This is a genomic window from Agrobacterium sp. DE0009, assembly GCF_007680755.1.
GTDB classification, from domain to species: Bacteria; Pseudomonadota; Alphaproteobacteria; order Rhizobiales; family Rhizobiaceae; genus Agrobacterium; species Agrobacterium tumefaciens_B.
Map to the genome: position 1 here is coordinate 1320039 of NZ_VEIU01000001.1, position 26926 is coordinate 1346964.

At 56.9% G+C, this 26926-nt stretch carries 24 protein-coding genes; 15 read left to right on the forward strand and 9 right to left on the reverse strand.

Going from position 1 to position 26926, the window contains the following annotated elements:
* Positions 1 to 26: 26 nt before the first annotated feature.
* Entirely contained in the window at positions 27 to 578 is a 552-nt protein-coding gene (gene moaB / locus FS804_RS06725; protein ID WP_186376682.1) for a molybdenum cofactor biosynthesis protein B, read from the forward strand.
* 43 nt (positions 579 to 621) lie between these two features.
* Here the strand turns inward: moaB and FS804_RS06730 are convergent, their stop codons facing one another.
* The gene (locus FS804_RS06730; protein WP_063949772.1) at positions 622 to 891 is read right to left on the reverse strand and encodes a hypothetical protein; all 270 of its coding nucleotides are present in this window, start codon (positions 889 to 891) and stop codon (positions 622 to 624) included.
* A 198-nt stretch (positions 892 to 1089) separates the two neighbouring features.
* Between FS804_RS06730 and FS804_RS06735 the strand changes: the two genes are divergently transcribed.
* Together FS804_RS06735 and FS804_RS06740 are read left to right on the forward strand one after the other, a co-directional pair.
* The gene (locus FS804_RS06735; protein ID WP_144575773.1) at positions 1090 to 1767 is read left to right on the forward strand and encodes a response regulator transcription factor; all 678 of its coding nucleotides are present in this window, start codon (positions 1090 to 1092) and stop codon (positions 1765 to 1767) included.
* Positions 1754 to 3106, forward strand: a complete 1353-nt coding sequence (locus FS804_RS06740; protein WP_144575775.1) for an ATP-binding protein — start codon at positions 1754 to 1756, stop codon at positions 3104 to 3106. Before FS804_RS06735 ends, FS804_RS06740 begins: the two co-directional genes overlap by 14 nt.
* A gap of 49 nt (positions 3107 to 3155) precedes the next feature.
* On the opposite strand, the gene adhP is transcribed toward FS804_RS06740, so the two are convergent.
* From adhP to FS804_RS06765, 4 genes are all read right to left on the reverse strand, one after another.
* Complete coding sequence (adhP, locus tag FS804_RS06745; protein ID WP_063949769.1) at positions 3156 to 4184, reverse strand: alcohol dehydrogenase AdhP; 1029 nt, start codon at positions 4182 to 4184, stop codon at positions 3156 to 3158.
* Positions 4185 to 4334: 150 nt separating this feature from the next.
* Positions 4335 to 4736 (reverse strand): MAPEG family protein, encoded by a 402-nt coding sequence (locus FS804_RS06750; protein ID WP_186376737.1) that lies wholly within the window; start codon positions 4734 to 4736, stop codon positions 4335 to 4337.
* Positions 4737 to 4848: 112 nt separating this feature from the next.
* A complete protein-coding gene (guaB, locus tag FS804_RS06755) occupies positions 4849 to 6354 on the reverse strand; it encodes an IMP dehydrogenase (RefSeq protein ID WP_144575779.1) in 1506 nt (501 codons plus the stop codon).
* A 179-nt stretch (positions 6355 to 6533) separates the two neighbouring features.
* On the reverse strand, positions 6534 to 7535 hold the full coding sequence (locus tag FS804_RS06765; protein ID WP_186376683.1) for an MBL fold metallo-hydrolase: 1002 nt from the start codon (positions 7533 to 7535) through the stop codon (positions 6534 to 6536).
* 205 nt (positions 7536 to 7740) lie between these two features.
* Here FS804_RS06765 and FS804_RS06770 point away from each other — a divergent pair, with 205 nt between their 5' ends.
* Positions 7741 to 9138 carry an MDR family MFS transporter gene (locus FS804_RS06770; RefSeq protein ID WP_144575781.1) on the forward strand — a complete coding sequence of 466 codons (1398 nt, stop codon included), beginning with the start codon at positions 7741 to 7743 and terminating at the stop codon, positions 9136 to 9138.
* Here FS804_RS06770 and FS804_RS06775 read toward each other — a convergent pair whose 3' ends face one another.
* Positions 9139 to 9879: an RlmE family RNA methyltransferase gene (locus FS804_RS06775; RefSeq protein WP_063949765.1), complete on the reverse strand. Its 741-nt coding sequence runs from the start codon at positions 9877 to 9879 to the stop codon at positions 9139 to 9141. It lies immediately after the preceding gene.
* Positions 9876 to 11507 (reverse strand): Ppx/GppA phosphatase family protein, encoded by a 1632-nt coding sequence (locus tag FS804_RS06780; RefSeq protein WP_186376684.1) that lies wholly within the window; start codon positions 11505 to 11507, stop codon positions 9876 to 9878. The genes FS804_RS06775 and FS804_RS06780 overlap by 4 nt, the downstream gene beginning before the upstream one ends.
* Before the next feature lie 445 nt (positions 11508 to 11952).
* Here FS804_RS06780 and FS804_RS06785 point away from each other — a divergent pair, with 445 nt between their 5' ends.
* The 6 genes from FS804_RS06785 (at position 11953) to FS804_RS06810 (ending at position 19044) form a co-directional block, all read left to right on the forward strand.
* The gene (locus FS804_RS06785; RefSeq protein WP_144575785.1) at positions 11953 to 13404 is read left to right on the forward strand and encodes a lipopolysaccharide biosynthesis protein; all 1452 of its coding nucleotides are present in this window, start codon (positions 11953 to 11955) and stop codon (positions 13402 to 13404) included.
* Positions 13405 to 13659: 255 nt separating this feature from the next.
* Positions 13660 to 14772, forward strand: a complete 1113-nt coding sequence (locus FS804_RS06790) for a glycosyltransferase family 4 protein (RefSeq protein ID WP_144575787.1) — start codon at positions 13660 to 13662, stop codon at positions 14770 to 14772.
* On the forward strand, positions 14769 to 15908 hold the full coding sequence (locus FS804_RS06795) for a glycosyltransferase (protein ID WP_144575789.1): 1140 nt from the start codon (positions 14769 to 14771) through the stop codon (positions 15906 to 15908). The genes FS804_RS06790 and FS804_RS06795 overlap by 4 nt, the downstream gene beginning before the upstream one ends.
* Positions 15905 to 17188: a VpsF family polysaccharide biosynthesis protein gene (locus tag FS804_RS06800; RefSeq protein ID WP_144575791.1), complete on the forward strand. Its 1284-nt coding sequence runs from the start codon at positions 15905 to 15907 to the stop codon at positions 17186 to 17188. The genes FS804_RS06795 and FS804_RS06800 overlap by 4 nt, the downstream gene beginning before the upstream one ends.
* 44 nt (positions 17189 to 17232) lie before the next feature.
* Positions 17233 to 18429: an endo-1,4-beta-xylanase gene (locus FS804_RS06805; protein ID WP_144575793.1), complete on the forward strand. Its 1197-nt coding sequence runs from the start codon at positions 17233 to 17235 to the stop codon at positions 18427 to 18429.
* A gap of 162 nt (positions 18430 to 18591) precedes the next feature.
* Complete coding sequence (locus FS804_RS06810) at positions 18592 to 19044, forward strand: hypothetical protein (protein ID WP_144575795.1); 453 nt, start codon at positions 18592 to 18594, stop codon at positions 19042 to 19044.
* 43 nt (positions 19045 to 19087) lie between these two features.
* Here the strand turns inward: FS804_RS06810 and FS804_RS06815 are convergent, their stop codons facing one another.
* A complete protein-coding gene (locus FS804_RS06815) occupies positions 19088 to 19636 on the reverse strand; it encodes a transglutaminase-like cysteine peptidase (protein ID WP_063949757.1) in 549 nt (182 codons plus the stop codon).
* A gap of 311 nt (positions 19637 to 19947) precedes the next feature.
* On the opposite strand from FS804_RS06815, the gene FS804_RS06820 reads away from it, so the two are divergent.
* The 4 genes from FS804_RS06820 to FS804_RS06835 all read left to right on the forward strand — a co-directional run bounded on the left by FS804_RS06820 (position 19948) and on the right by FS804_RS06835 (position 24998).
* Positions 19948 to 20664: a hypothetical protein gene (locus FS804_RS06820; protein ID WP_144575797.1), complete on the forward strand. Its 717-nt coding sequence runs from the start codon at positions 19948 to 19950 to the stop codon at positions 20662 to 20664.
* Entirely contained in the window at positions 20661 to 22058 is a 1398-nt protein-coding gene (locus tag FS804_RS06825) for an O-antigen ligase (RefSeq protein ID WP_144575799.1), read from the forward strand. The genes FS804_RS06820 and FS804_RS06825 overlap by 4 nt, the downstream gene beginning before the upstream one ends.
* Positions 22048 to 22812, forward strand: a complete 765-nt coding sequence (locus FS804_RS06830; RefSeq protein WP_186376686.1) for a metallophosphoesterase family protein — start codon at positions 22048 to 22050, stop codon at positions 22810 to 22812. Before FS804_RS06825 ends, FS804_RS06830 begins: the two co-directional genes overlap by 11 nt.
* Before the next feature lie 71 nt (positions 22813 to 22883).
* Positions 22884 to 24998 (forward strand): GNVR domain-containing protein, encoded by a 2115-nt coding sequence (locus tag FS804_RS06835; protein ID WP_144575803.1) that lies wholly within the window; start codon positions 22884 to 22886, stop codon positions 24996 to 24998.
* A 67-nt stretch (positions 24999 to 25065) separates the two neighbouring features.
* Here FS804_RS06835 and FS804_RS06840 read toward each other — a convergent pair whose 3' ends face one another.
* Entirely contained in the window at positions 25066 to 26160 is a 1095-nt protein-coding gene (locus tag FS804_RS06840) for a glycosyltransferase (RefSeq protein WP_144575805.1), read from the reverse strand.
* Positions 26161 to 26320: 160 nt separating this feature from the next.
* Here FS804_RS06840 and FS804_RS24910 point away from each other — a divergent pair, with 160 nt between their 5' ends.
* Positions 26321 to 26815 carry a hypothetical protein gene (locus FS804_RS24910; protein ID WP_186376687.1) on the forward strand — a complete coding sequence of 165 codons (495 nt, stop codon included), beginning with the start codon at positions 26321 to 26323 and terminating at the stop codon, positions 26813 to 26815.
* Positions 26816 to 26926 lie beyond the last annotated feature (111 nt).

Below are 26926 nucleotides of genomic sequence, written 5' to 3' on the forward strand. Positions count from 1 at the left end.
AGAACGGACAGACTAAGGATAAGGCCATGGCAGGCGAAAGACCATTCATTCCCCTTGGGATTGCGGTTCTGACCGTTTCGGACACCCGCACGCTGGAAAACGACAAATCTGGCGATACGCTCGTCGCAAGGCTCGAAGAAGCGGGCCACAGGCTTGCCGCCCGCGCCATCGTGCCTGATGACAAGGCGGTGATCGCAGACACCGTGCGCGAATGGACGCTGTCTGACGGCGTGGATGTTGTCATCACGACAGGCGGCACCGGCTTTACCGGTCGCGATGTGACGCCGGAGGCGCTGGAGCCGCTGTTCGAAAAGCGCATGGACGGATTCTCCGCCCTTTTCCACCGCATCTCCTACGACAAGATCGGCACCGCCACCATCCAGTCACGCGCGACAGGCGGGGTGGCGAACGCGACTTTCATTTTCGTGCTACCCGGCTCTCCCGGCGCCTGCAAGGATGCGTGGGACGGCATTCTCAAAGCGCAGCTCGATTATCGCCACCTGCCCTGCAATTTCGTGGAGATCATGCCGCGGCTGGACGAGCATTTGAAGCGTGGCAAGAGCCAGCCGTCGCATTAAGCCCGGCGGTCATCTACCGCCGGGCGCGTCGAGGTCACAGCGGTTAGCGGCGGTTTCTATCGCGGAGCACGGCCGTCGGATCGATGTAGGTTGTCGTGTCGAAACGGCTGTTTTTCCGTTCGACCATACCGTTTTCCAAGACACGGTAGGTAACCTCCGGGTTGGAGACGGAGACAGCCTTGTCGCCTGGCTTGGCATGGTTCTCGATCATCTTGGTGATGGGCGTAGCGGAGTCGCTGAGAAGGCCGTTCGCGGAAGCGGCAGCGGTTGCGGCGATGAGGGCGAATGCGGCGATGGCGATATTTTTGATCATTGTCTTGATCCTCGAAACGGGTAACACTGCGACTTGCAGCACGGTGAAAGTAAAACGCCGATTTTTCAGCCGCCTGTCGCCGACTATACAATTTTGTAAACCCGCCAATGCCTTAACTGCCGCAAGAAAGCCCGATTTGCGGCGTGATCAAAAGCGGTGAGATTTCTTTAAAGCTGTATTTAAGACAACGTCATCGCCATGAAGATACTTCTTGTAGAAGACGACAACACAACGGGAAACTATATTATCAAGGGACTGGCCTCTGCCGGCCACACGGTCGACTGGGTGAAGGACGGGCGCGAGGCGCTGGCGGCCGGCCTCGACGGCGGATACGACGTCGCCGTCGTGGACCGCATGATCCCCGGCCTCGACGGCCTCAATCTGGTCAAGAGCATGCGCGCGGCCTCGATACGCGTCCCCATCCTTTTTCTCACCGCAATGAGCGGTGTTGACGACCGTGTCGAAGGGCTGGAAGCGGGGGGCGACGATTATCTGGTCAAGCCCTTCGCTTTTTCGGAACTGACGGCGCGAATCAATGCGCTCGTTCGGCGCCCGCCTATTGCCACGGAGAAGACGCGCCTGCGCGTCGGCGACCTGGAGATGGACCTCGTCACCAGAACGATATCGCGTGCAGGGCAGCGGATCGACCTGCTGCCACGTGAATTTTCGCTTCTCGAACTGCTCATGCGCAACGAGGGCAGAATCCTGACGAAAACGATGTTTCTCGAAAAAATCTGGAATTTCAATTTCGATCCGCAAAGCTCGGTCGTGGAAACGCATATCAGCCGGCTGAGGGCGAAAATCGACAAACCCTTCGATCAGCCGCTTCTGCATACGGTCAAAAACACGGGCTATACGCTTCATGCCCGGCGCTAGTTTCCTGAAGAGTACCGCCGTCAGGCTGGCGCTTCTCTATATCGCCCTTTTCGTCACGGCCTCGCTCGGTGCGAATATCGCGGCCTATCGAATGGTCGTCGGCTTTCTCGATGAGCGCCTGAACGCCAATGTGATGGAGCGGTATCGGGAAATCGCGTCCGCCTTCGACACGCGCGGACTTCAGGGCGCGGTAGAGATGGTCGACAATCACGGGCCGGCCATCCGGGGTCAGGAAACCATCTATTCTCTACGCAGTCCGCTGGGGCAGCTTCTTGCCGGTAGTGATCGGTTCTCGAATGTCCCACCCGGTTACTCGACTCTCGAACCGAACGACCAGCACGATAATGCGTCCCACTACAAGCTTTACAGCGCAACGCTCGGACCCAACAATCTCGTTGTCGGGATCAGCTATGGCGATACGGATGAACTGGCCCGGATTGTTCTCATAAGTTTCTGCTGGGCGACAACGATCGTGCTTTGCGTCGGCATGACTGGGGCGGCCATACTGGCATACCGGACGCGTCGTCGCATCGCGTCACTGACACACAGCGCTCACGCTATCGGCAATGGCGAGCTGTCGAAACGGCTTCCGGTCTCCTCGCGCAGGGATGAAATCGACATATTGTCGGCCGAAATCAATGTCGCTCTGGCAAGACTGGAATCCAGCGTCGCAGCATTGAAGCAGGTGACCACGGATGTCGCACACGATTTGAAGACACCGATAGGCCGTGCATTTCTCGTTCTGGAAGATGCGTTGAATGCACATGGGATTGACGAGATGAGGACGGGCATTGAGACCGCCCTCGAAGACCTGCTGTCGATCGCCAACACCTTCGACGCGCTTCTGCGGATTGCGCAGATCGAAGCGCGAAACAGAACCGCGCGCTTTAAAGTATTCGATCTATGTGACGTCGTCAGCGACATACACGAGACCTATGAGGTGATCGCAGCCGAGGAAGGTTATGAGCTGCGCATGCGCATGGATGCCGGGGAATGCCGGATCGAGGGAGATCCCGACCTCATCCGCCAGCTGTTGGTGAATCTTCTGTCCAACGCCATGCGGCATACACCCGCCGGATCCAGAATCGCGCTCGATCTTTCACACAACGGGGCGCGGGCGCAGTTGGTGATCGCCGATAACGGGCCGGGCATTTCAGAGGAAGACCGAGCCCAGGTTTTCGACCGCTTTTATCGCGTCGAAAAAAGTCGAACCACATCAGGGTCGGGGCTTGGCCTCAGCCTTGTCAAGGCGGTAGCGGAATTACACGGCGCCGCCGTGACACTTTCGGACAATCACCCCGGCCTGCGCGTGACCGTTCAGTTTCCGCCGAGCGGTTAGACAAGCGGAGCGGAGCGCGCCTTGGCGCGCACCGCTTTCGTTCTCCACATCAGGCGGCGAGGTCTACGACGATACGGCCGTCGATCTTGCCCTCTTCCATGCGGTGGAAGATATCGTTGATGTTTTCGAGCTTGTCCCACGAGAAGTGGGCTGCGACCTTGCCTTCCCCAGCGAAGGTCAGCGCTTCCTCGAGATCCTGTCTGGTGCCGACGATGGAGCCGCGCACCGTGATCCGCTTCAGCACCGTGTCGAACACCGGAATGGAGATAAAGCCCGGCGGCAGGCCGACAAGCGCCATGGTGCCCTTGGAGCGGAGGAAGCCATAAGCCTGTTCCATGGCCTTTGGCGACACCGCCGTCACCAGCGCGCCGTGGACGCCGCCTGTCGCCTTCTGCACCTGTTCAACGGCGTCGGGCGCACGGCCGTTGACGATGACATCGGCACCAAGCTTCTTCGCCAGCGCGAGCTTGTCATCAAAAATGTCGGCAGCCACGACATGCATGCCCATGGCCTTGGCATATTGCACTGCCATATGGCCAAGCCCGCCAATGCCTGAAATGACCACCCATTCGCCCGGCCGGACTTCGGTCTCCTTGAGGCCCTTATAGACGGTGACACCGGCGCAAAGCACCGGGGCCGCGGGGCCGAAATCGAGATTATCAGGCAGCCGGCCCACGAATTTCGGATCGGCAAGGCCATATTCGGCAAAGCTGCCATTGACGGAGTAGCCCGAGTTCTTCTGGCTCGGGCAAAGCGTCTCCCAACCGGTGCGGCAGGGAATGCAGCAACCGCAGGCGGTGTAGAGCCACGGCGTGCCGGCACGGTCACCCTCCTTGATGCCGGTAACGCCGGCGCCGATCTTGGCCACGTAGCCTGCACCTTCATGGCCTGGAATGAAGGGCGGGTTGGGCTTCACCGGCCAGTCACCCGTCGCGGCGTGCAGATCAGTGTGGCACACGCCAGTCGCCTTGTAGTTGATGAGAATTTCACCGGGCCCGGGATCCGGTATCGCGACTTCCTCGATCGTCAGCGGTTTCCCAAACGCGCGGACCACCGCTGCCTTCATTGTTTTAGCCATGACTTGCTCCCTATCTCCAAACACCTCGAAAACTTTCGACGGCAGGTTGAGATTAACGAGCTTCAGGCGTCATGGAATTGACCCATCGCAAACCGGAACGTTTTGCGAGGCGGGAGTGTCTCAACTTTGAAGCAACCCCATGGTGCTGTTTTATTCAAGCGCCAACCATATGGCGAGCCAGGCCCAGAGGCAGACCAGCAGTGCAAAGCCGATACCGAACAGGGGCGCGCGGTACCGCAGCCTGTTGCTGGTGACGTGCACATAGGAATGCGCATAGCGGGAGATCACGAACAGCCAGGCAAGCACCACGGTCACCACATTGTCTGCATCGGTGATGTAAAGCAGCAGGCAGATGGCGTGAAAGAGAACAGGAAGCTCGAACTGATTGGCGATGTTTCTGTTCACCAGCGCGCTCGCCTGCCCCTCCTCGCCTCTCTCGCGATACTGTGCCACCGCCTCCCTGCTGGTGAGCGTGTGGTTCTTGCGCCGGTACAACAGCAATGCATAAAGAATGAAGACCAGCGAGGCATGGGCTATCATCGGCCAGAACATTGCGGTTGTCGGGGACATGTTTTCTACTCCAATCATGAAAACGCTCCCCGATCCGGCGTGAATCGGGGAGCGCCAAATAGTTGGTATCCTTTTAAGGATTTGGCCTGAAAGATCAAACCGCGCCGGGGTAGTTCGGGCTTTCGCGGGTGATCGTCACGTCGTGGGCGTGGCTTTCCCGCAGGCCGGCGCTGGAAATGCGCACGAAGGTGGCGCGCTCCTGGAATTCCTTGATGTTGCTGCCGCCGACGTAACCCATGGCAGCCTTCAGGCCGCCAGCCAGCTGATGCAGAACGCCGGAAACCGGGCCCTTATAGGGAACCTGCCCCTCGATACCCTCAGGCACGAGCTTCAGCGTGTCGCGCACTTCCGCCTGGAAATAACGGTCGGCAGAACCACGGGCCATGGCGCCAACGGAGCCCATGCCGCGATAGGCCTTGAAGGAACGGCCCTGATACAGGAACACTTCGCCCGGGCTTTCATCCGTGCCGGCGAGCAACGAGCCGATCATGACGGCGGAAGCGCCGGCGGCGATAGCCTTGGCCAGATCGCCCGAGAACTTGATGCCGCCATCGGCGATGACGGGAATGTCAGCCGCATTGGCGGCTTCCACCGATGCCATGACGGCCGCGAGTTGCGGAACGCCCACGCCGGCAACGATGCGGGTCGTGCAGATGGAGCCGGGACCGATACCAACCTTGACCGCATCCGCACCGGCATCGATGAGAGCCTTGGTGCCGTCGGCGGTGGCGACATTGCCGGCGATGATGCGAACCGAGTTTGACATCTTCTTGACGACTGAAACGGCGTCGAGCACGCGCTGCGAATGGCCATGCGCGGTATCGACGACGAGAAGGTCGACGCCGGCATCGATGAGGCGCTCCGCACGCTCGATGGCGTCCGCACCCACGCTGATGGCAGCGGCAGCGCGAAGACGGCCCTGCGCATCCTTGGTGGCGTTGGGGTTCAACTGCGACTTCTCGATGTCCTTGACGGTGATGAGGCCGACGCAGTTGCCCTTTCCATCAACCACCAGCAACTTTTCGATGCGGTGCTTGTGCAGAAGACGGCGCGCTTCCTGCTGGTCGACGCTGCTTTCCTTGACCGTGACCAGATTTTCGCGGGTCATCAGCTCGTAGATCTTCTGCTGCGGATCGGAGGCAAAACGCACGTCGCGGTTGGTCAGGATGCCAACGAGGCGGCCGCTCTTGTGGCCACCCGTACCGCCATTTTCCACAACCGGAATACCGGAAATGCCATGCGCTTTCATCAGCGCCTGGGCTTCGGCAAGGGTCGCATCCGGGCCGATGGTCACAGGGTTAACGACCATGCCGCTTTCGAACTTCTTCACCTGCCGAACTTCTTCGGCCTGTTCGATGGGGGTCAGGTTGCGGTGGATAACGCCGATGCCGCCGGCCTGGGCCATGGCGATGGCGAGGCGGCCCTCGGTGACCGTGTCCATGGCGGAGGAGAGGATAGGCAGGTTCAGATCGATATCGCGGGCGATGCGGGTGGCGATATTCGTCTGTCCCGGCATGACTTCGGAATGTCCGGGTTGCAGCAACACATCGTCAAATGTGAGAGCGTCCAAACCAGTGGGTGTTTGAATGATGCGTGCCATGACCAAATTCCTTCATACTGAAAATGCGTGGCCGTTCCGGAACGAAAAGTTCACCCCGGCGCCCTGCAAGGATTGCTTGGAAGTTGGCGAGGGCTGGTAACACGTTCATGACAGGAAGGGAATAGAAAAAACCCGGAACCGCGTTCCGGGCTTTGCCTGTTGCTGCATTGCAGCAGATATCAGATATCAAACTGATAGGATTTGGGTACGAAACGGTATCCCACATCCAGCTTTTCGGCATAGCCAACGGCCGGGAATGGCATGTGATATCCGAGGAAGGGCAGCCTATCGGTAGCGATCATGTCAAAGACCTTCTTACGGCTCGCAGCCGCCGCTGCCTTGTCCATGTCGAACTTGACTTCCCAGTCCGGTTTCTGCAGCGAGAGGACGAAGTGGTTCGCGGTATCGGCTGTCAGGATAAGTTGTTTGCCTTCCGATTCGACGCGGAAGATCATGTGGCCCGGCGAATGGCCGAAGGCGGCGATGCCCGTGATGCCGGAGACCACATCGGCGCCATCGCCAATGAAAGTGGCCTTTTCCGCCAGCGGTTTGACGTTGGCAAGAACACCCTTGTGGCCGCCCTCGGCAGGCGTGCCGACGCGTTTGTCATCCGTCCAGAAGTCATATTCCGCCTGGCCGAAGACATAACGGGCCTTGGGGAAGGCGGGCGCACCCTTCTCCATCAGGCCGCCAATATGGTCGCCATGCATATGGGTCAGCACCACCACGGTCACATCCTCGGGCGTGTAACCGGCGGCAGCCATGCCTTCGATCAGGCGGCCGTTGCCCGCCCCGCGACCGGCTTCACCGAAGCCTGTATCGAACAGGACGAGATCAGACCCGGTGTTGACGAGAACCGGCGAGAAGGAATTGACGAACTGGTCCTTCGGCAGAAAATTCTCCTCGAGCAATTTACCGACTGTTTCCGGCGATTGGTCGGTGCCGAAGGTCTCTCCCGGATTGGGCGCAGCGCGGGCGCCATCCTTCACGACAAGCACTTCAAAATTACCGAGCTTGAAACGGTTTGTTTCCGGTGGCATCGCGTGTTTGATCTCCATGGAGGTTTGCGGCTGGTTGGCCTGGGCACTGGCGCTGCGCGTCATCAACAGAGGCGCGCCGAGGACGGTTGCGCCTGCCGCACCAATGAGGCCACGTCTGCTCATGTTCAAGGATTTGGTCATCGTCTTGTCTCCCATATCGCCACCTGGCTGTTTTCCAGCTTAACTTTGCCCAACGGACAATAGAGCCAGAAAGTTGCAAGAAAACCGCCCTCACGCAGGTTTGATCGGAACTTGAGAAATCGCCGATTAACGTGTTGGCAAGGACGTTCATCAGGCGTAGGAGGAAGGCCAACGTCTTGTTGCAGCGAAAGCCGCAGGCATTCCCATGAACCGCATCATTCCGCTCATCCTGGCAGTCGCCCTTTTCATGGAGCAGATGGACTCCACCGTCATCGCCACCTCTCTTCCGGCGATTGCAAGGGACCTCAATGTCGGGCCGATCACGCTGAAACTCGCACTGACCGCCTATATGGTGGCCTTGGCGATCTTCATTCCGATCAGCGGCTGGATGGCCGACAAATATGGCGCAAAGAAAATCTTCCGTTTTGCCATTGGCGTCTTTGTCGTGGGCTCCATCTGCTGCGCCGTCTCGTCGTCGGTTCTTGAATTCGTCCTGTCGCGCTTCCTGCAGGGCATGGGCGGGGCAATGATGACCCCGGTCGGCCGTCTTGTGCTTTTGCGGACGACCAAGCGTAGCGATCTCGTCTCCGCCATGGCGCTTCTGACGATCCCCGGTCTTGTCGGACCTCTGACCGGCCCGCCGATCGGCGGCTTCATCACCACCTATTTTTCATGGCACTGGATTTTCCTGATCAACGTGCCGATCGGCATCGTCGGCATCTGGCTGTCGACGATCTTCCTGCCGGAAATTGAAACCACCAACCCGCCGCCGATGGACGGCAAGGGTTTTGTGCTATCCGGCATCGCCGCCTCTGGCGTCGTTTTCGGCCTTTCCGTCGTCAGCCTGCCAGCCCTGCCGCCCGCGATCGGCATTGCCTCGACCATTATTGGTTTCATCTGCGGTTTTCTTTATCTGCGCCATGCCGCGCGCCACCCTGCCCCCATTCTGGATTTCCGGATTTTCCAGAACGCGACATTCCGGGCAGCGTCCATCGGCGGCACTGTTTTCCGCATTTCCACAGGCGCCATTCCCTTCCTGATGCCGCTGATGTTGCAGATCGGCTTCGGGCTCAATCCGTTCCAGTCAGGCATGATAACTTTTGCTGGTGCAATCGGCGCGATCACCACCAAATTCATGGCCAAGCGGGTGTTTGCGGCGACCGGATTCCGCTCGACGCTGATCGGGGCCGGCATCGTCGGCGCGTTCACCACACTCGCCAACAGCTTCTTCACGCCTGAGACGCCCTATCCGCTGATCATGATCTTTCTGGTGACGGCAGGGTTTGCCCGGTCCTTCTTCTTTACCGGATCAAACGCGCTCAGCTACTCCGATATCGAAGACAGCCAGGCCAGTCAGGCGACGTCGATGGCCTCCGTCCTGCAGCAGATCAGCCTGGCGCTTGGTGTTGCCTTCGCTGCCTCGATTCTGGAAGTCAGCAGCATGATGTCAGGCACTCACCTACAACTTGCCGATTTCCACATCGCTTTCATGATCGTCGCACTGGTGTCGCTTTTCGCAATCGTGCCCATCATCCGCATGGATGCGCGCGCCGGCGCGGCCGTTTCCGGCCACCGCGCCAAGGTCTCCCAACCGGCGGAGTGATCAGTCTTCAGAAGCCTCGTCGGCTTCCGCATCAATCTGTGGCGCGTTCTTGCGGCCCTTGAAGTGCTTGGCAAGCAGGAACATCTCCACCGATTCCGAGCGTGACGACGCCGGCTTGATGTGCAGGACCTGCTTGAAATTCTTCTTCAGCATATCCAGCAACGCCTTTTCCGTGCCGCCCTGGAAGGTCTTGGCAAGGAAATGGCCGCCTTCCGCCAGAACCTGCACCGCAAAATCTGCCGCGACTTCGCACAGATGCATGGTGCGGATATGGTCGGTTTTCTGGTGACCCGTGGTTGGCGCAGCCATATCCGACAAGACAAGATCGGGCGTGCCGCCAACGGCCTCCATCAGCTTTTCCGGCGCGGTCGGATCAAGGAAGTCGAGTTGCAGGATCTTCACGCCGGGGATCGGGTCGATCTCGAGAAAGTCGATGGCCGCGACGCGTATATCGTCCTCGGTCGAATCCGTGACCTTGGAAGCGATCTGCGACCAGCTGCCGGGCGCGGCGCCCAGGTCGATGATGCGGGTCGCGCCCTTCAGAATCTGATGCTTGTCGTTGATTTCCAAGAGCTTGAAGGCAGCGCGGGCGCGATAACCTTCCAGCTTGGCGCGCTGCACATAGGGGTCGTTGATATGACGTTCCAGCCAGCGGCGCGACGAGGCCTTCAGCTTGGTCTTCTTGACCTTCTGGCCGATCTTGCGGCCGGTGCGATTGGTGCTTGTCGGCGCCTTGCTCATGTCAAACCTTCCGTTCTGTCCTGCCGTACCATCTGCATGCGCCTCATGCGGTTGCGCCGCCACGCGCCGTCATCCGCCATCATGTCCGTCAGGAGGCCTTCGCGCAAACCGCGATCCGCCACCCGCATGCGGCGTGCCGGCCAGCGGCGCCGGATGGCCTCAAGGATGGCGCAGCCGGCCAGAACCAGATCGGCCCTGTCAGGCCCGATGCAGGCATTGGCGGCACGGCCGGCGAAATCCCAGGCCAGCAGCTTGTCCTGCATGGCCGTCACCTCGGCGTCAGACAACCACAGGCCATCCACCTTGCGACGATCGTACCGCGGCAGATCGAGATGCACGCCTGCAAGTGTCGTGACCGTGCCTGACGTGCCAATCAGGTGAAAATCCTCGTGATGCGCCTGCGGCGCGAGCGGCGGGCAATGGAAGGCGTCGAGCAGTCCTTCGACTTCGCGCACCATGGCGGCGAACACGTCGGGCGTCACATCGCGACCGCCATGGCGTTCCGACAAGGTGACGACGCCGACCGGCAGCGAGGTCCAGTGGGTAATATGGTTGGCGAGCCGGTTCGAGCGGTTTTCGCCGACCTTGATCACGGCAATTTCCGAAGATCCGCCACCGATATCGAACAGCACGACGGAACGGGCTTCGCGACCGACAAGAGAGGCACAACCGGAGACCGCAAGGCGCGCTTCCGTCTCGCGGCTGATGATTTCAAGCTTCAGCCCGGTCTCCCGCGTCACGCGCGCCAAAAATTCTTCGCCATTCGATGCCGCACGGCACGCTTCGGTGGCGATGAGCCGCATGCGCCTGATGGGGCGTCCGGCAAGTTTTGCGGCGCAGACTTTCAGCGCTTCGACCGCGCGGTCCATCGCATCATCAGAAAGACGTCCGCTCGACACGAGGCCCTCGCCCAGCCTGACAATACGCGAGAAGGCATCCACGACCCGGAACTGGCCCGGACGCGTCGGCTGCGCGATCAGAAGACGGCAATTATTGGTGCCGAGATCGAGCGCGGCGTACATATCCGCGGGCGCGTCAGGACCATGCCCGTGCTGGCGAGCCTGATGACGCGCAGAGGTTTCAGATTGCGGCCGATGCTGTTCCTGGGAAGCGCCGTTGGCACGACCGTTCTGCTTGCCGACATGCTTGGGGGCATGGCTGGGGACCAGCGGACGGCCCTGCGGATCCCGCCCACGCGGATCACGATGTCCGCGCTTACGGTGACGCGACTTTTTCCCCACGCCAGGCGGCATGGTTGAGGGCGTTGCACCGTCGCTTGCAGAGGGGGGCTGAACCTGCCCGCTGATGGCCACCGCAGCCTGCTGCGATGCGCCTTTTCCGCGAGAGCGCCGGCGGCGCTTTCTCTTGCGCGGCTCGGCATCCGGCTCGAGAGCCGATACGTAGGAGGAACCGGCCGGAACATCCGCGGGAACATCATGCGACAGCACAACGGCGTCACGGGGCTTGCCGTCACGCTTGTGTTTCTTGCCGCGACGGGATCGCTTCGCGTTCCCTTTGTTCGCCACCGACGCCCCTTGTTCCGACGGCTTTGGGCCGTTTCCGGGGTCGATCACTGTCTTGTCCATTTCGCCGCGCACAAGCGTAGACGCTATGCTGCTGGCTTTCATAAGGTTTCGTTGGGTGGACAATACCAGCGCATGGAGTTTTAGCCAAATGATTTTTGGAGGCGGGCAATTGCATGGGAGGGAGGGGAAAGGTGCCGATCCGGACTGCCGCCCGCCCCGCCATGCACACCGTCAACGACGGTTGCTGGAGACCGGCAACAAGCATCGCGGGAAAGGTGCCTTCAATTTCAGTGAAAGCAGCCCAGTATGCCCGCCGAGTTCGACATAAAATTGCATCTTGTACAGGCAGGATTAATGCGACATTTATACCATGCCTGGCTATCGTTAATGGCGACGCCGTACACGAAACCGTTATTCCGCTGTCAGCACTATTTGCTTAGTAACTCAGATAATATTTTCAAACGCCCTTATTATTCTTGACGTCGACAAGACTACCGTTTCAGAAGCAAAAATTTAAAGCAAATTATTTATCTCGGAAGCCTTCCTGGTGCTATTACGACAGACATTCAGATATCTTCCTGCCCAGGTGATGTCGCCGCTTATCCAGATGGCGACTATTCTCGTGTGGGCGCATCTTCTACCCCTGGGCGACGTCGGCGTTCTCACGCTGGTTGTGGCGATCCAGGAAATAAGCTTCGGTTTTTTTTACATGTGGTGGACGCAATACACGCTGCGCCGCTTCACCGCTATCCGACGCGCTGGTAGCGGTGATGCCTATCTGCGGACGGAAACGGCGATCTCCGCGTTTCTGATCCTAGCGCAGTTGGTAATCCTGTTTCCGGTGATGTCACTGTATTTCGGTGATCAGATTGACGCCTACACGCAGATATCGGTCGTCTTCATGATAATATCCAGATCGCTCACCATATTCCTGAGCGAGCGTTACAGAGCGGAATCGAAGGTACTGCCCTATACGGCTATCCAGATTTTCGTACCCGCTTTTGCCATCATTTCCGGCACGCTTCTCTGCTTGGTTTGGGAGAAAAGCGTCTTCGCGATGGCGCTCGCATTCACGACCGCGCAATTTGGTGGCGTTGCCATCTCCCTCATAACGGGAAAGCTTTTTAGGCAACCTGGCTGGCCGGACAGGCGAATGCTGGCCGAAGCGTTGAAATTTGGCGTTCCCATCATGCTCGCGTCTCTTTTGGCAATTGTCGCGAATAACGGCCCGCGATTTATTGTCGACCGTTACCTCGGCCTGGAAGCAGCCGGCATGTTTGCCATAGCCTATGGGCTTGGATTGCGGGTCGCGAGCTTCGCTTCGATGATGGTGACCGCGGGGGCTTATCCTCTTGTCGTCGCCAGGATGGAAAAGGAAGGCCTAGAGGCAGCTTACCTGCAACTGCGGCAGAACACGGTCCTTCTGCTGCTTGTTCTGATACCAGCCGGGATCGGCCTGATCACGATTAACCGGTCGGTCGTGGAAATTCTGCTTCCCGCACATTTTGCAGCGATAGCTTTCCTCGTCCTGCCGTTGTCCGCACTGACGGGGATCATGCGCGACGTGAGGAACCACACGACAAATCAGGTTTTCTTACTGCAGGCAAAGACAGTCTATGCCACAGGCCTTTCAGCTGTCGACATCACACTCTCACTGCTCTTCGCGGTCATAGGCATTATGACGTGGGGCGCGGCAGGCGCGGTCGCAGGTCCGCTCGTCGCTACCTGCGTGACACTCGCAATCAGCGTTACGATAACGCGCGTGAAATTCGCGTTTAAATTCCCCGTTTTTGATTTGATCAAAATAACATGCGCCGCGGCGCTGATGTCTGGCGTGGTTTCCATATTCCCCGTCACATCAAACCCGATGCATCTGGGTGCACAGATCCTGCTCGGCGGACTTACCTATGGCGCGGTGGTGATGATGGCATTCCGAAAAGACTTAAGCCTCAGGAGGCGCTCCATGTCTTCCGGCAATTTGCCGACGACGGCCGAGTGACCTCGATACTGAATTTTTCCCCGCTCGACACAAGCTGCACGCTGTCAAGAAGAAGCCAGCAGTAAATCGGACCCTCAGAGAAAAACTGGCAACACCAAGAGTTAAATTTAATTAAATATCTTCAGTTTCCGTTTTTTTGATGGTATTTACTTCACCGTCCATGCTTTATAGCAGCGAACCACTTTTTATTATTGAATCTACATATCCTAATTTAAGCAAGTGACTTTTTTAAAATGATCTTTTCAAGGGATAACCATGCCCATATTTTCTAATATACGTAATTCTGCACAGATAATGGTTATTGGTGCCCGGGGTATCCCGAATGTTGAAGGAGGCGCGGAGAAGAATGCAGAAGCGCTTTTTCCCCGTGTCGTCAAAGCTGGCTACATGGTTGATCTTTTAGGGCTAGCCAGCCATTTGCGCGGAAAAGAATATGAGGGCGTTCGCCTTCACCCGGCACCGCACCTGACATTTTGGAACACAGATAAGCTTCTTTATTACGTCTTCGCCTTGCGCAAGGCTCTTGGTCTGCGGCCGGATATCGTGCACCTTCAAGGGCTAGGTGCTGCGATATTTCTTATTTTTTACAAGGTCCTTGGGTTCAAGGTCGTGGTTCGTTATGGCTCGGCAGACTATATACTGGGCAAATGGGGTGTGCTGGGACGTCTGGGATTTCGTTTCAGTGAGTGGCAGCTTCGCTTCGCTGACGCCATCATATCGGTGACGCCGGCGCTATCGAGAAGGCTGGCCCAAAGGGGCATCGTTTCGAACGTCCACACGATCCCCAACGCCCTGGACGACGCCGCTTTCGTTGCCAGTTCTCATAATGGGGTCGCACCATATATCCTTGTTGTCGGGCGCGTGACCTCCCAAAAGAATATTCTGACCCTGATCGACGCTTTCAATCTCTTCGCTGCCAGCCATCCCGACTATGAATTGCACATCGCCGGCGGCCTCGATGACAGACCCTATTGCGCCGTCGTGGCCGAGAAACTGAACGACAAAATCCGACTGCTGGGGAAAGTGCCAAGAAACGAAGTTCCTTCGCTGTTGTCATCGGCCAAGTTCTTCGTGAACATATCGTTGCACGAGGGAAGCTCGAACGCCTCGCTGGAAGCAATCAGTCATGGCCTGCCTATCGTCTTGAGTGACATCCCTGAAAACCGAGACATTGGCCTGGCGGACACGATTTATGTTTCGCCCAACGATCCCGAAGCGATCGCAGCCAAGTTTCATGCCGTTACTGAGGATCCCACGTCCTACATCGTTGACAAGCAGCGCTTCCTGTCCTGGGAGCAGGTCGCCGAAAAAACGCTCGACGTCTACGGGGCCGTCCTTCGCAAGACTTCGAAAGAGGCGGGCGCTTGACGCAGCGGGTTGTCTTCCTGATCAATTCGCTGGCGGGCGGCGGTGCCGAGCGGGCAATCTGCAACCTGCTTGCGAACTCCGAGCAGCAGCGCCGGGACGCCGCCGTTTCGCTCGTATTGCTCGACAGGGAAGCACAAGCGTACAGCCCGCCATCGGGCATGCAGTTAACGTCATTGGACAGCAACCGTTCGCTTCTCCGGTCTGTAATACAGCTGTATATTTCGCTGCGTCGGAGCCGGCCTGACGTGGTGGTAAGCTCGCTTACCCGCTCGAATCTGGCCAACATTGCAGTTTCGCGATTTCTTGGCCATCGCACCATTATCTGCGAACATGCGCATACATCAGGCCACCATAAGGGTCTGCCCGGAAGGATGGCGCAGCTTCTGATCCGTCGACTGTATAAACACGCGGACCGTGTCATTTGCGTTTCACACGGCATCAAGGCCGACCTCGTCCAGAATTTCGGCGTTAAGGATCAACGGGCGGCGGTTGTCGCAAACCCCATCGATATTGACGAGATCAGACACTTGGGCAACAGCGCCTCAACGAACGTCCAATCAGGTCGTTACATTCTGGGAATGGGACGCTTTGTTGAAAGCAAGAACTTTCCGCTGCTGATCAATGCCTTTGCCCACTCCTCCTACACGGGCAGACTTTTGCTCCTCGGGAGGGGACCTCTGGAAGAGGCGTTGAAGGCCCAGTGCCACAATTTGGGGATTGCCGATCGCGTCGATTTCCTGGGATTTCACCGCAACCCCTTCCCGATCATCAAAGGCGCGGACGCATTTGTTTTGGCGTCTAATGGTGAGGGCCTGCCAACGTCCATTATTGAAGCTCTCGCTCTCGGAACGCCTGTCATCTCGACCGATTGCCATTCCGGCCCCGCGGAAATACTTGACGATGCCGAGGATGGGCTCACGCGACACCTCCGTCATGGCAAATATGGGATACTCGTGCCGCCGAACGATGTTGCAGCCCTGTCCAACGCCATTTCTCTTCTTGAACGGCCTGAAGACGTTCAAGGTCTGCGCACTGTCGCGGCCCTGGGGGCTGAGAGATATGGTCTGATGAAGGCCGTGGCACGATATTGGGAGGAAATAGCCGCCGTAATCGAAGAAGGCAGGCGGAGCCGATGATGGGTCGCCCGGTACAGCATCTTCTCCTTCTCGGCATCGTCATGCTTTTTACGTTGTCATCCAATATGTTATACGTATTGGGAATCAACTATTCGGCGTCCAACGCCAGCTATCTTCTGAAAATACATCCCTCGTCCTACGTCTTCTTTTTCCTGATCCTTATCTCACCCTCCATAACGAGTTCCCCACGCCGGCCTGAGCTGAAGAGATGCGGATTGCTGCTGATTATGGTGTCGACGGCTTCTTTGCTCCTGTATCAGTTTTTTTCCGTGGAGGCGGGCGGCGGGGAGAGCTCCCTTTTGATCGTAACCTATGCCGCGACCGGCGCCCTCGCGGTCGCGCTGTCATATGCCGACACCATCACGTTGCGGCAGATGAAGCGTTTTGTTTCCCTGTTTCTGCTCTGCAATTCGTTGATCGGTATTGCGGAAACCTCAGGTTTTCCGCGGATCCTTCCCTACGTCGTCGGGGAGACGATTATCGGCTTCGATAATCGTCCGACAGCACTCCTCGGGCACCCTCTCAACAACGCGCTGATTACCGGTGCGTGGTGCCTGGTCATCCTTCTATCGAATTTTCGCACTCCGTTGAATTTCTGGCGGCTCACCGTGCTTGGTGTTCACATGATAGCACTGCTCGCTTTCGGCGGACGCGCGGCGGTGGTTGTGGCCGCTCTCAGCTACACGTGCTTCGTCGCCTATCAGGCCACGACAACGTTTCTTAAAGGAGACAGCCGCGACATTATACGCTTGGCCAAGCTCTGCATTATCGCTGGCGCCGGGGTTCCCATTCTCGTCTACAGCGGTGCGGCAGATACCGTCATCGAGAGATTTTTGGACAGTCGCGGCAGTGACGAAACACGCTCGGCCGCATTGGTGATGCTTGATCTGCTTTCGCCGGGCCAGTGGCTATTTGGCGTTCCGGTTTCCGTACGGACATCGATTCAGGCCCTCCTCGGATCAACGAGGGGGATCGAAATATCGTGGATCGCCCTTGTCTATTCATTTGGTCTTCCCATCACCGCCATCGTGTTGGTAGCGACCTACCTTACTCTGCGCGCCACCACCGAAGAACACGATATGGGACGAGCCGCTTTATTGTTTTATTTCTTCCTGACGACTTTATTGTCGCTTTCGATCGGATCAAAATCGCTGCTTGTCGCCCAATTTCTCGTCATATTGGCTTGCTTCGCCAAGCCCTTAGAGGCGCCCCCGCTAATTCACGCCGGGCCAAAGTCTCGTCGGCCCAACTTTTACGACGCACGATCCATAGGGATTTAACGCCGCCACTCCCATCGAGGGCGACACACGATGGAACGCCGGTCATGTTTTCACGACGACAGTTGCTCTCGGGTTTCATCGCGGCCGCGGGCATCGGTCCCAACTCTTCGCCACTCCGCGCAGATCCCATCGGCCGCCCCGCCGCCGAGCCGGGTAATGGAAACGTTATTGCGCGCATTCGCGACGCGGCAGAGGCCGCCGGCTTTCAGTATGGCATTGCCGTGCAGGCCATCGACCGGATATCTAAACCTGGTCCTGACGGCTGCGGCACGCTTGCCGATTTCATCAGGGATCAAGCGATGATCTATGTTCCCGGAATTGCGTTTCTGCCCGAGCACATTCAACCTCAAAAGGACTATTTCACACTCGAGCAGGCGAGATTGTTCATTGCGCGAGCGCGCCGGGATGCGAAAGACTTCCGCATCCATTGCCTGCTCTATCCCAGCCATGAGCCGGAGTGGGTAGCCGCTGATGTCAACGAGTCAAACTGGCAGTCGAGAATGGATGCTCATTTTGAGGCCATAGCATCGGTCCCAGGCGTAGGCTCCGCCTTGAACATCGACGTCACGAATGAATTGATCTCGGCGCGTTATGATTCCAACGACGGCTATCGCCCGAATACATGGTATCGTGCCGCCGGCGGCCCAGCCTACATTCCCTATGCCTTTGGGAAGGCCCGCGCCCTGTTTCCGGATTGTCCGCTGTTTTGGTGTCACGATCATACGGAGCAGATCACCGACGACTTCCACCGGAGCCAGACAAGGTTCGTCCTGAACGCCCTTGAGCGCGCGCTCAAGGCCGGAGCACCGATAGACGGGTATAATATGCAGGGTCATCTTCAACTTCGATTGGGCTTCGACCGCCTCCGCCTCAGATCTTTCCTGAATGATTTGAAATCCAATCTCGGCCTCATGATCATAATCGGCGAACTCGACTGCCGCACCGGTTATCTAACAGACAGGCAGACCGACACCTTGCCGCCGAAGGAATACAAGCGGAGACAATACGACCAGGACAGCGCCCATCTGGTCGAAGCATTTCTGGATACAGCGCTTCCATTCGTCAAATCGAGTGGAGGCAGGCAGGTTCTGACCTGGGGTATTTCCGACATCGACAACAGCTGGGAGGAGAACCCTAGGACGGGCACCCCAGCGGGGGAACGGCCCCTTCCCTTCGATACCGACTATCGCCCAAAACTCATGAATGCGGCCATTATTCGGTCTTTCGAGCGAATGAACTAGGCCTCGCGGATATCGATGTGCCTATCGTCACTCTTTTGTACGATAATTCTACGTCGACAGTAATGATATTGTATGGCGACACAACAAATCGCACCTTCTATATTGTGCCCTGCAAAAAATTATGAGATATAGTTTATAGTTATTTTATTTTAGGAGATTTCAGTGACGTCTCGTATTTCTCTCGGCGCAGTTTTAGCATTTGCAGTGGTTGCCGCATCTACATCCGCTTACGGGCAGGAGAGCTTAACACCGGAGCAGCAAGCGGTTGTTGATTCCTGTAAGGCAACCTGTGACGTTGACGCCGTGGCTGCAGTCATCGCGGAAGCGGGCTCCCTTGGTCCCGCCATGATTGCCAAGATCATTCCTAATCTTCCGGTTGAGCTCGCCAAGTCCCTCGTATCGGCTGCCGTCAGTTCGGCGCCCGCAACTGTTGCCACCCAGATTGCGAAAGCAGCGGTCTCCGCAGCCGAAACGAGCGTTAAAAATTCGCTCGCGACGGCGGCCGTCGCAGCAGTGCCAGCTGAACAGAAACAGGCGATGGGCGTGGCAATGGCGGAGGCCGGAGCAGAAACGCAGACCGGTGAGATTAGCAACAACTCTGGAAGCCCAGCGTAAGTTTTACAAGGGGAACGGGACCAGGCCGAGATCGGCCAAGTCCTTACCGTACCCAACGGAGAGGATTGGCCGACGCGACTTTGATAAAGGCGTAGCCGGTTCTCTCTTTTGAGACGATCGTTTTGCGGAGATTGTCGAGCACGAGATCGCCTTTGTTCGTTTTCACGAGCAATACGGCGTGTCCTGTGCCTTCTTTCGTTATTACGACCGCCATTCGAAGCGAGCCTGCAGGAACTCCCGCCCGGATAAGTCGGCTACGCTTTGTGAGCGCAAAGTCTTCGCAGTCGCCTTTCGAGCCATTGACCGACCAGACGTCATCGGAATCGCGCGTTGCGCGCATGCTGGAATTGACGGCAGAGTTTACGGTTGAGAGCAGCCCTCGTAATGCCGGGGTATCGGCAGCAACGGATACACTGCTTGAGCGGCATTCCGTCGGATTGCTTTTGCAAAAGGCAACATATTGCGCCGGCGTCTCGACGGCCGCGCGGATGCGGCCCGACATGTTTCCGAGGTTAAGCGCATAAGCAGGCATGCTTGCGGAAAGTACTGCGGCGGCGCCTACGACAACTGAGACAATGCTAATCTTTTTCATATCCCTGTCCTTTGTTCCATATTTGGATTTACTGGCGCTCCTACCGGAGGCAGCTGAAAGTTCTTGTTGCTTCCAATGCCACAAGACTAGCCCAGGGCGTTTTCGGCGCGCTTAAGTGAAAAGATGCAATTTTAATGAAACGTCGATTCTTGGCACATCTGCGCAGTAATGTGCCTGTCAGTGGACTGTCCGTGACCAGAACAGCGAAAATAATCTGAACAAATATTGAAAATACGCTCAAAAATTGATGTCGCGCTTGCCCCGTCCGTGAATTCAGTATTAGATGCAGCGAATAATTTTCGAAGATACTAATGCGCCGTTTTTTTCCAGTTATATTTTGCGTCCTTTGCGCCACGGTCAGCACGAGCATATTCGTCTTGGAGATGCGTCCGTTTTTGCGACCATCGCCGCGTGATTTGCCGTTCTACTGGTTTCTCTCATCAAGGGACAATACCTACGCCCTTTCGGAATATTCTAAAACGCGAATTCTGAAGGACTGTAATCTGGGCTTATCTTCGCCGATAGGCAGAGCGTTGCCTTCCGATACTTACAGGCAGATCGCCCTTCGATGCGCGGAACTGTCTGAATTGATCATAAAAACCATGCCGACCTACGGTTTTCCCTGGCACATGCTGGCAAAAACCAAACTGGTCCTGGGCGACAGGCTGGCGTTCGAATCCGCGTTCCTGCAATCATGGATTGTCAGCCCTCACGAGCGGTGGCTGGCACAGGAGCGGCTGATGCTCGTTGCAAGCAACGGTTCAGAAAACGACGATACTATCCGGCCAGCAATAAAGAGCGATATTCGCGCGCTTCTGCAAACAAACAGCGGCTTCCTTTTTGTTTTGGACCTCTACCGGCGAGACGTTAGATTTCGCGATGGTGTTACCGAAGTCCTGGAAGCAATGCCGGGTGATATTCAGCGGCGATTTCTGTTCAGGCTTCAGTCGCCCTCTCCAGCAGACAGCTCAGGTCGCGTGCCTGACGGCACACCAAGCACCCAAGGGAAGACGGTCACAAGCTCATGAATTTGATGTCGTCGAAAGCAACGCGATATTCGGCCAATCAGGCAATGTTCGTCGTTGTCACAGTCCTTGTGGCGGTCGTGCCGTTCATGCTCGGCGGAAACCGCCCGGCGGCCTGGGCGGCTTCCGCAGCAATGTTGTATATTTCCCTTGCGATTTACTTTGCCGTTCTTGCCGCGGCTGGAATAGATACACGCAAGCGCTTACCGGACGAGAAGCTACTGAGCACGCTTTTCGTCCTGTTTCTCGGCTATGTCGTCGCCCAGACCCTTCCCGTCGCTACCTGGCTTCCACCGTCACTGGTCCGGCTCCCGGTGCCAGTCGCGACACCGACAATATCCCTGACGCCGGCCGACACCTTCTTTGCCTTCCTTCGATGGATCACCTACGCAGCGCTCTTCTTCATCACAATGCAGATTGGCGCGCGCCGCCCCCGCGCAGCGGCATTCATCTTGACGCTCTATTTCGTTACGGTTTTTCACGCGCTTTATGCCGCCGTGCTGTTTTTTGAATTCGGCGACACCATTCTCCTGTTTATTCCGAAATGGGCATATCAGGGTTACATGACCGGCGGCTTTGTGAATCGCAATTCCTTCGCGACGTTCCTGGCGATCGGTTGCTCGATCGGAACGGCATTGATCTGCGAACACGTCTTCTCCCAGTCTGCAGATAGATCAACAGCCAGGCGACCGCAGGGCATGCCGAAGCTCATCCTCATTATCGCAGGCCTCTTCATTCTGGTCTCCTGTCTCATCGGGACAGGCTCACGCATGGGATTTTTCGCCGGCATTTGCGGCATGCTGAGCATCATTGCACTCAGCGTCGCCAAAGCGAGGTTTCGTTGGAAGAAACGCGCCATCGCTGGCTCGGGCTTACTGGTGCTTGGATCCATCGCCCTACTGCTGGAGCTTTATGGAGCACAGCTTTTCGAACGCCTTCTTGAAGCCAACGAGGACGCTCACGTCCGACTGCGCTTTTATGAACAGGTACTCGGAATGGTAGCCTATCGCCCCTTTACGGGTTACGGCGGATCGAGTTTTGAATTTGCCTATCCGCTTTTTCACGGCATGCAGGTGAACTCCGACACCGTCTGGGAAAAAACGCACAACAGCTATTTTGCCCTCTGGACCGATTATGGCATCATCTTCGGATCCCTGCCAATCGCACTCCTCGTCATTCTGGCCCATCGCCTCATCAGCAAATATGCGCAATCGGCCAGGGTCGATGCGCCGGTAGCTGCCTCCATCGGCACTCTGATCGTCGCCTCGCTGCATTCCTTGGTCGACTTCAGCCTCGAGATTCAGGGCGTCGCCCTGATTTTTGTCGCTGTCGTCGGGGCAGGCATCGCTTTTCCTAACAATGCAGATCCAAAAGGGGAGAGCGACAATGGTGCTTGATCGATTGCGCTCCTTCGTTCGCTCGAGGACCGAACTCCCTCAAAGCCCGCGGGCAAAGTTGATCTATGATCACGCCCCGGCGGCAATCTATGCGATTGGCGACGTCCATGGCCGACTGGACCTTCTCCAAGCCATCGAAGATCAGATCCTTTCCGACGCGGCTGAATTCGCGGGTGAGAAATGGATCGTGATGCTGGGCGACTATGTCGATCGCGGGCCAAAGTCTGCCGGCGTCATTGATCACCTTCTCCGCGCGCCGCCTGCGGGCTTCCTAAGAATATGTCTGGCTGGAAATCACGAAGAACTCATGGCTTCGTTTCTGGAAAACCCGGGCAGCAAGCACCCATGGCTGGATTTGGGAGGCTTCGACACGCTGAGGTCTTACGGTATCTCCCCTGGTCAAAGACATTCACGCAGCGTCCTTGATGCAAGCATTCCATCCGAGCATCGCGAGTTCATAACAGGCCTTCCGTCACTCGTCTCGATACCTGGCTACATCTTTGTGCACGCCGGCGTGAAAAGAGGGGTCCCGCTTCAGCAGCAACTCGACCGCGATCTGCTTTGGATGCGGCCTACCTCCGCCGGTGGCATTGGTTTTGCGGACGCAATTGTCGTTCACGGTCACACACCGGTGCAAGACATCGAAATTACCAATGGCCGCATCAATGTTGATACTGGCGCATATGCGACGAACAAACTCTCAGCGATCAGAATATCAAATGGAACGGCTGCTTGTCTTTCCGTCATCAAATAAAATCCCCAATTTGTTCGTCGTAATTTTACAAAATAATACAGATAAGAATTTCTCCAAAGACGCAGGCAAATATGTCCAGTGAAATCGACGTAAAAGGCATGCTCGGCACCATCCGCCGGCAATTTTGGCTCATACTGACAACGGTTGTTTTAATTTCATTACTTAGCTGCATTTTCGCCTACGGACTTACTTCAAAGTTCACGGCCACAGCTTTGGTTTTGATCGATGCAAGCCCGCAAACGCTGCTCGACCCACAAACGCGCGCTCCGACAACAACGACCGACAATGGCAAGATTGAGAGCGAAGCGACGATTCTTGCCTCTGACAGTGTCATGATCGGTGCGATGCGTTCTCAAAACCTCGTCGCTGACCCGGAATTCGGCGTCAAACTTGGATTGAGAGATAAGCTTGCCGGCTTCTTTGGGATCAATGCCCCCGGTAGCACTGCTGAGGCCGCGCTGGGGAGTGTCCTGCGATCGTTCAAGCGGGCGGTTTCCATCAAACGGGCTGGATTGACGTCCGTTATCGAAGTTTCGGTAACGTCGGCCAATCCGGCGAAAGCAGCGGCTTTGGCGAACGCCCTTACCAGTTCCTACGTCAACCAGCAGGTCGAGGCAAAGATTGCCTCGATTGTGGCGGCGCGCAATATTCTGCAAGCCCGCGTTGAGTCCGCCAGTGCTGCCATTGCGCAAAATGAAACCAGCTTCGACCAATACCTGTCGCAAAATGTCCGCCAGCTCGAGGCGAATGGTGGTGGCACGATTACGGCGCTGCAAGAGCAGCTTGCGACCATTGAGAATACACGTATTCGCGAGCTCGCGCGTATGGATCTCGCGAACCAAAGTCTTCAGCAAGGCAATTTCCAATCGGCCGTCGCCGCCCTCGGTTCTGAAGCACTCGCAGAGCTCGGGAAGAAACAGGCATCCTTGCAGGCGCAGCTTGCGGGAAATGCCACGGGCGCCGCGCAATTGACGGATATCCGGCAAAGGCTGGATGAGGTCAATGCATCGATCAGACAAAAGGTGCCAGTGGCGATAGAGGATTCTCGCAGTGCCATTCTCAAGAAAGCGCAAGAGGACTCGACGAAGGTGCGGGAAGAGCTCCGGACCGCAATTCTCAGCAGTACCGATGATCTACCGCCCGAGAAGCTTACGGAGATTTACGCACTCCAGCGAGCAAGTGACATTGCAAGGAAGCAGTATGACGCGCTTTTGACGCGCCTGAAAGATCTGGATACGCAATCCAATCTCCAGCTTGCAGATAGCCGGGTCGTTTCACCGGCCCTGGTGCCGTCCATCCCCTCGTCACCCCATCGCCCGCTCATCATTGGACTGGCGGCGATCGGATCGGTTCTGCTGGGTCTCGGCATGGCAATTGTCCGGGAGCACTTTATTGGCGGATTTGTCGATGAAAATCAGGTCGAGGATGTGTTGCGGATACCGCTGGCATCGGTCGCGCCCAGCTATGCGCCGCCGACACAGGCGCTCAGTGTGTCGGATGGCGTCGTGTCTTCACCCCTGTCCATTTATTCCGAGTCGATTAGACGGCTTCGGGCAAACCTCGATCACGCGTTTCGTGGAGCAGATATTGGCGGCAAGGTCATCATGATTTCATCTGCGGTTCCCGCGGAGGGAAAATCGACCCTCTCCCTCTCTCTCGCGCGCATCTACGCCTTATCCGGAAAGAAGACACTTCTGATAGATTGCGATCTGCGGAAACCAAGCATTCATCGTCATCTTGGGCTTCCGTCCGACATGGGCCTCATCGATTACCTCGGTGCCCCATTGAGCGAGGGTGTACCGCTTTCAAAGCTGCTTGTGTCCGACCCCAAAACCGACCTGAACGTCCTTTTAGGAGGCCAGCGGAGCGACGTTCCCACGGATGCCTTCTTCACGGACGCCAGAATGACGCGGCTGATAGCCAGTGCACGAAAGCACTTCGATTATGTCATCATGGATACGCCGCCAATCGACCCCGTGGTCGATGGACTCTATATTGCCCCGCAAGCCGATGCCTTGGCATTTGTGATCAAATGGGCGTCAACGTCACAAACCGTGGCAAAGCGTTCACTTGCGGCACTCGCGGAAAACAAGCAGCCGGCGGCTCCTATCCTCGCAGTTCTCAGCCAGCAGGACCAGACGAAAATGGGCGGGAATTCGCGCTATTCCGATTATTACTCGGAATAAGCGCGACGTCGCGTCGCGGATCACCTGCACAAAGCGGTCCTGCAAGGTTACGGCAGCGCGCCGCCATTCAACGCCGAGCTGCCATCCTCTCCAGGATGGCCATGTATAATGGAGCAATGCGATCAATGGTGAAGTCCTGACCGCGCCGCTGCAAATCCTGCGGGACCTCCACTTCCAAAGTGGCAAGAATTGCTTTGGCCAGTGCCTTATCATCCGCGACCGGCACCAGCGAGCCGTAACGTCCACTAGCCAATATCTCGGCAGGACCACTCTCGCAATCGGTGCTGACAACCGGCGTTCCAAGTGCCAACGCTTCCGCGATCACGTTCCCAAACCCCTCATAGATCGAGGACAGCGCCAATAACTCTGCATGCGCGATAAGGGGATAAGGATTGGCGACGAAACCGGCGAGCTTTACCCGATCGGCGATTCCAAGAGACATCGCCTCGGACTGGAGCAGCTGCCTCAAGGGACCATCACCCAGTATCAGAAGATTGACATCCTTCGTCAGCGAAATGGCTCTCAGGAGCGTTGAAAAATCTTTCTGTGGAACAAGCCGTCCGATCGCGAGAACGTAAGGCCGCCCACCGGTCACATCGACAGGCAGAGGCTCAGAGGCGAGAGCTTGAATATCGTCTGGCACCGCGGGGTTGTGGATGACTGTAATCCTGGCCCGATCAATTTTGATCGCTTTCGCAAGGTCGTCCGCGACGCCGGCGGAAACGGCAACAACCGCATCCGCAAATTTGAGTGCCAGCGGGTAGATGTACGGGAGTATCCGGAATGACAGCTTCTTTTTATGGTCCGTGAGCTGCCGGGAGAAGTGGTTGTGCTCGACCGCCATGACCTTCAGCTGAAAACCGGACAGGATCTTCGCAGCGACTGCGACGATGTTTGAATGCGGCATATTCGCAACCAGCACCGCCGGCTTGTGCTGGCGGATGTATTGCGCCATGGGGAGGATGGAGCGCCCCGTGCTTTTTGAGCCGAGTTCATGTATTCTCGCGCCGGCAGGCACATGCTCGAGATGAGGTCCTTCAGCCTTGTGCACGACAAAGGTAACGTCATATCCATAATGGAGAAGAGCTTTCCCCAAGCTCATCGATTGTCTTTGAACGCCACCAGACGCAAAGTTCGAAAAATAAAACGCCACAGAAGTCATCGGTCTGGATCTCTATCTATTATCAATTGCTTTAATAAATTCTGCTGAAATTACTTAGTTCGAAAATTTTAGAATTTGCTATCCGCCGAGCTGGCGAAGAAAATCTCAAAAAACTTATCATTATTTCGAAATTCTTCTACACCAAACGGACTCAGTTCTCTTGGGAAACACACTCAACGCAATAACCCTCACCATCGGAATGCTGGTCAGTGACGGGACAGCGACGCATAAAGACTGGAAAGACTACCGGTGGGCCGTGGTTCCCGCCACATCCTGTTCCGCCGGACCGATCTGCATTTCAGCGAGAGCAAAGTGGGACTGGAAGAGGCCGCAATGGGTCGAGTTCTCAGCCGTGCCATCCTCGAAAGGACTAGAGGCCAAAATTCGGCTCATCAACGAGGACCGGAAGGATGATGACAATGTCTGCATCACCGTCCTTTTCCTGTCCAGCGACGGCTCTGCACTCTCAATTCTCCACAAAAACCTGCATTCCCTTCCGCAAGCAGTTCGCTCTGAAACGGTCGACATTGCATTGCGAGCTTCGCTCCTGCGCAGGATCACATCCATCGCGCTCGGCACGAAACAATGCCGCAGAGGCCCGCACGAAGATGACGACGTCTATCGTCGTGCAAAGGCTCGATTGAAGATGCGGTGAACTTCGTGACTGAGATCGGTACCGTTTAACGCTCGTCTACCCCCCCGGGTGTCTTTCGAGCTTGCATGGTCGACAGCGGAAAGAAACTCCCCTCTCCCGGTAAGTCTTTGT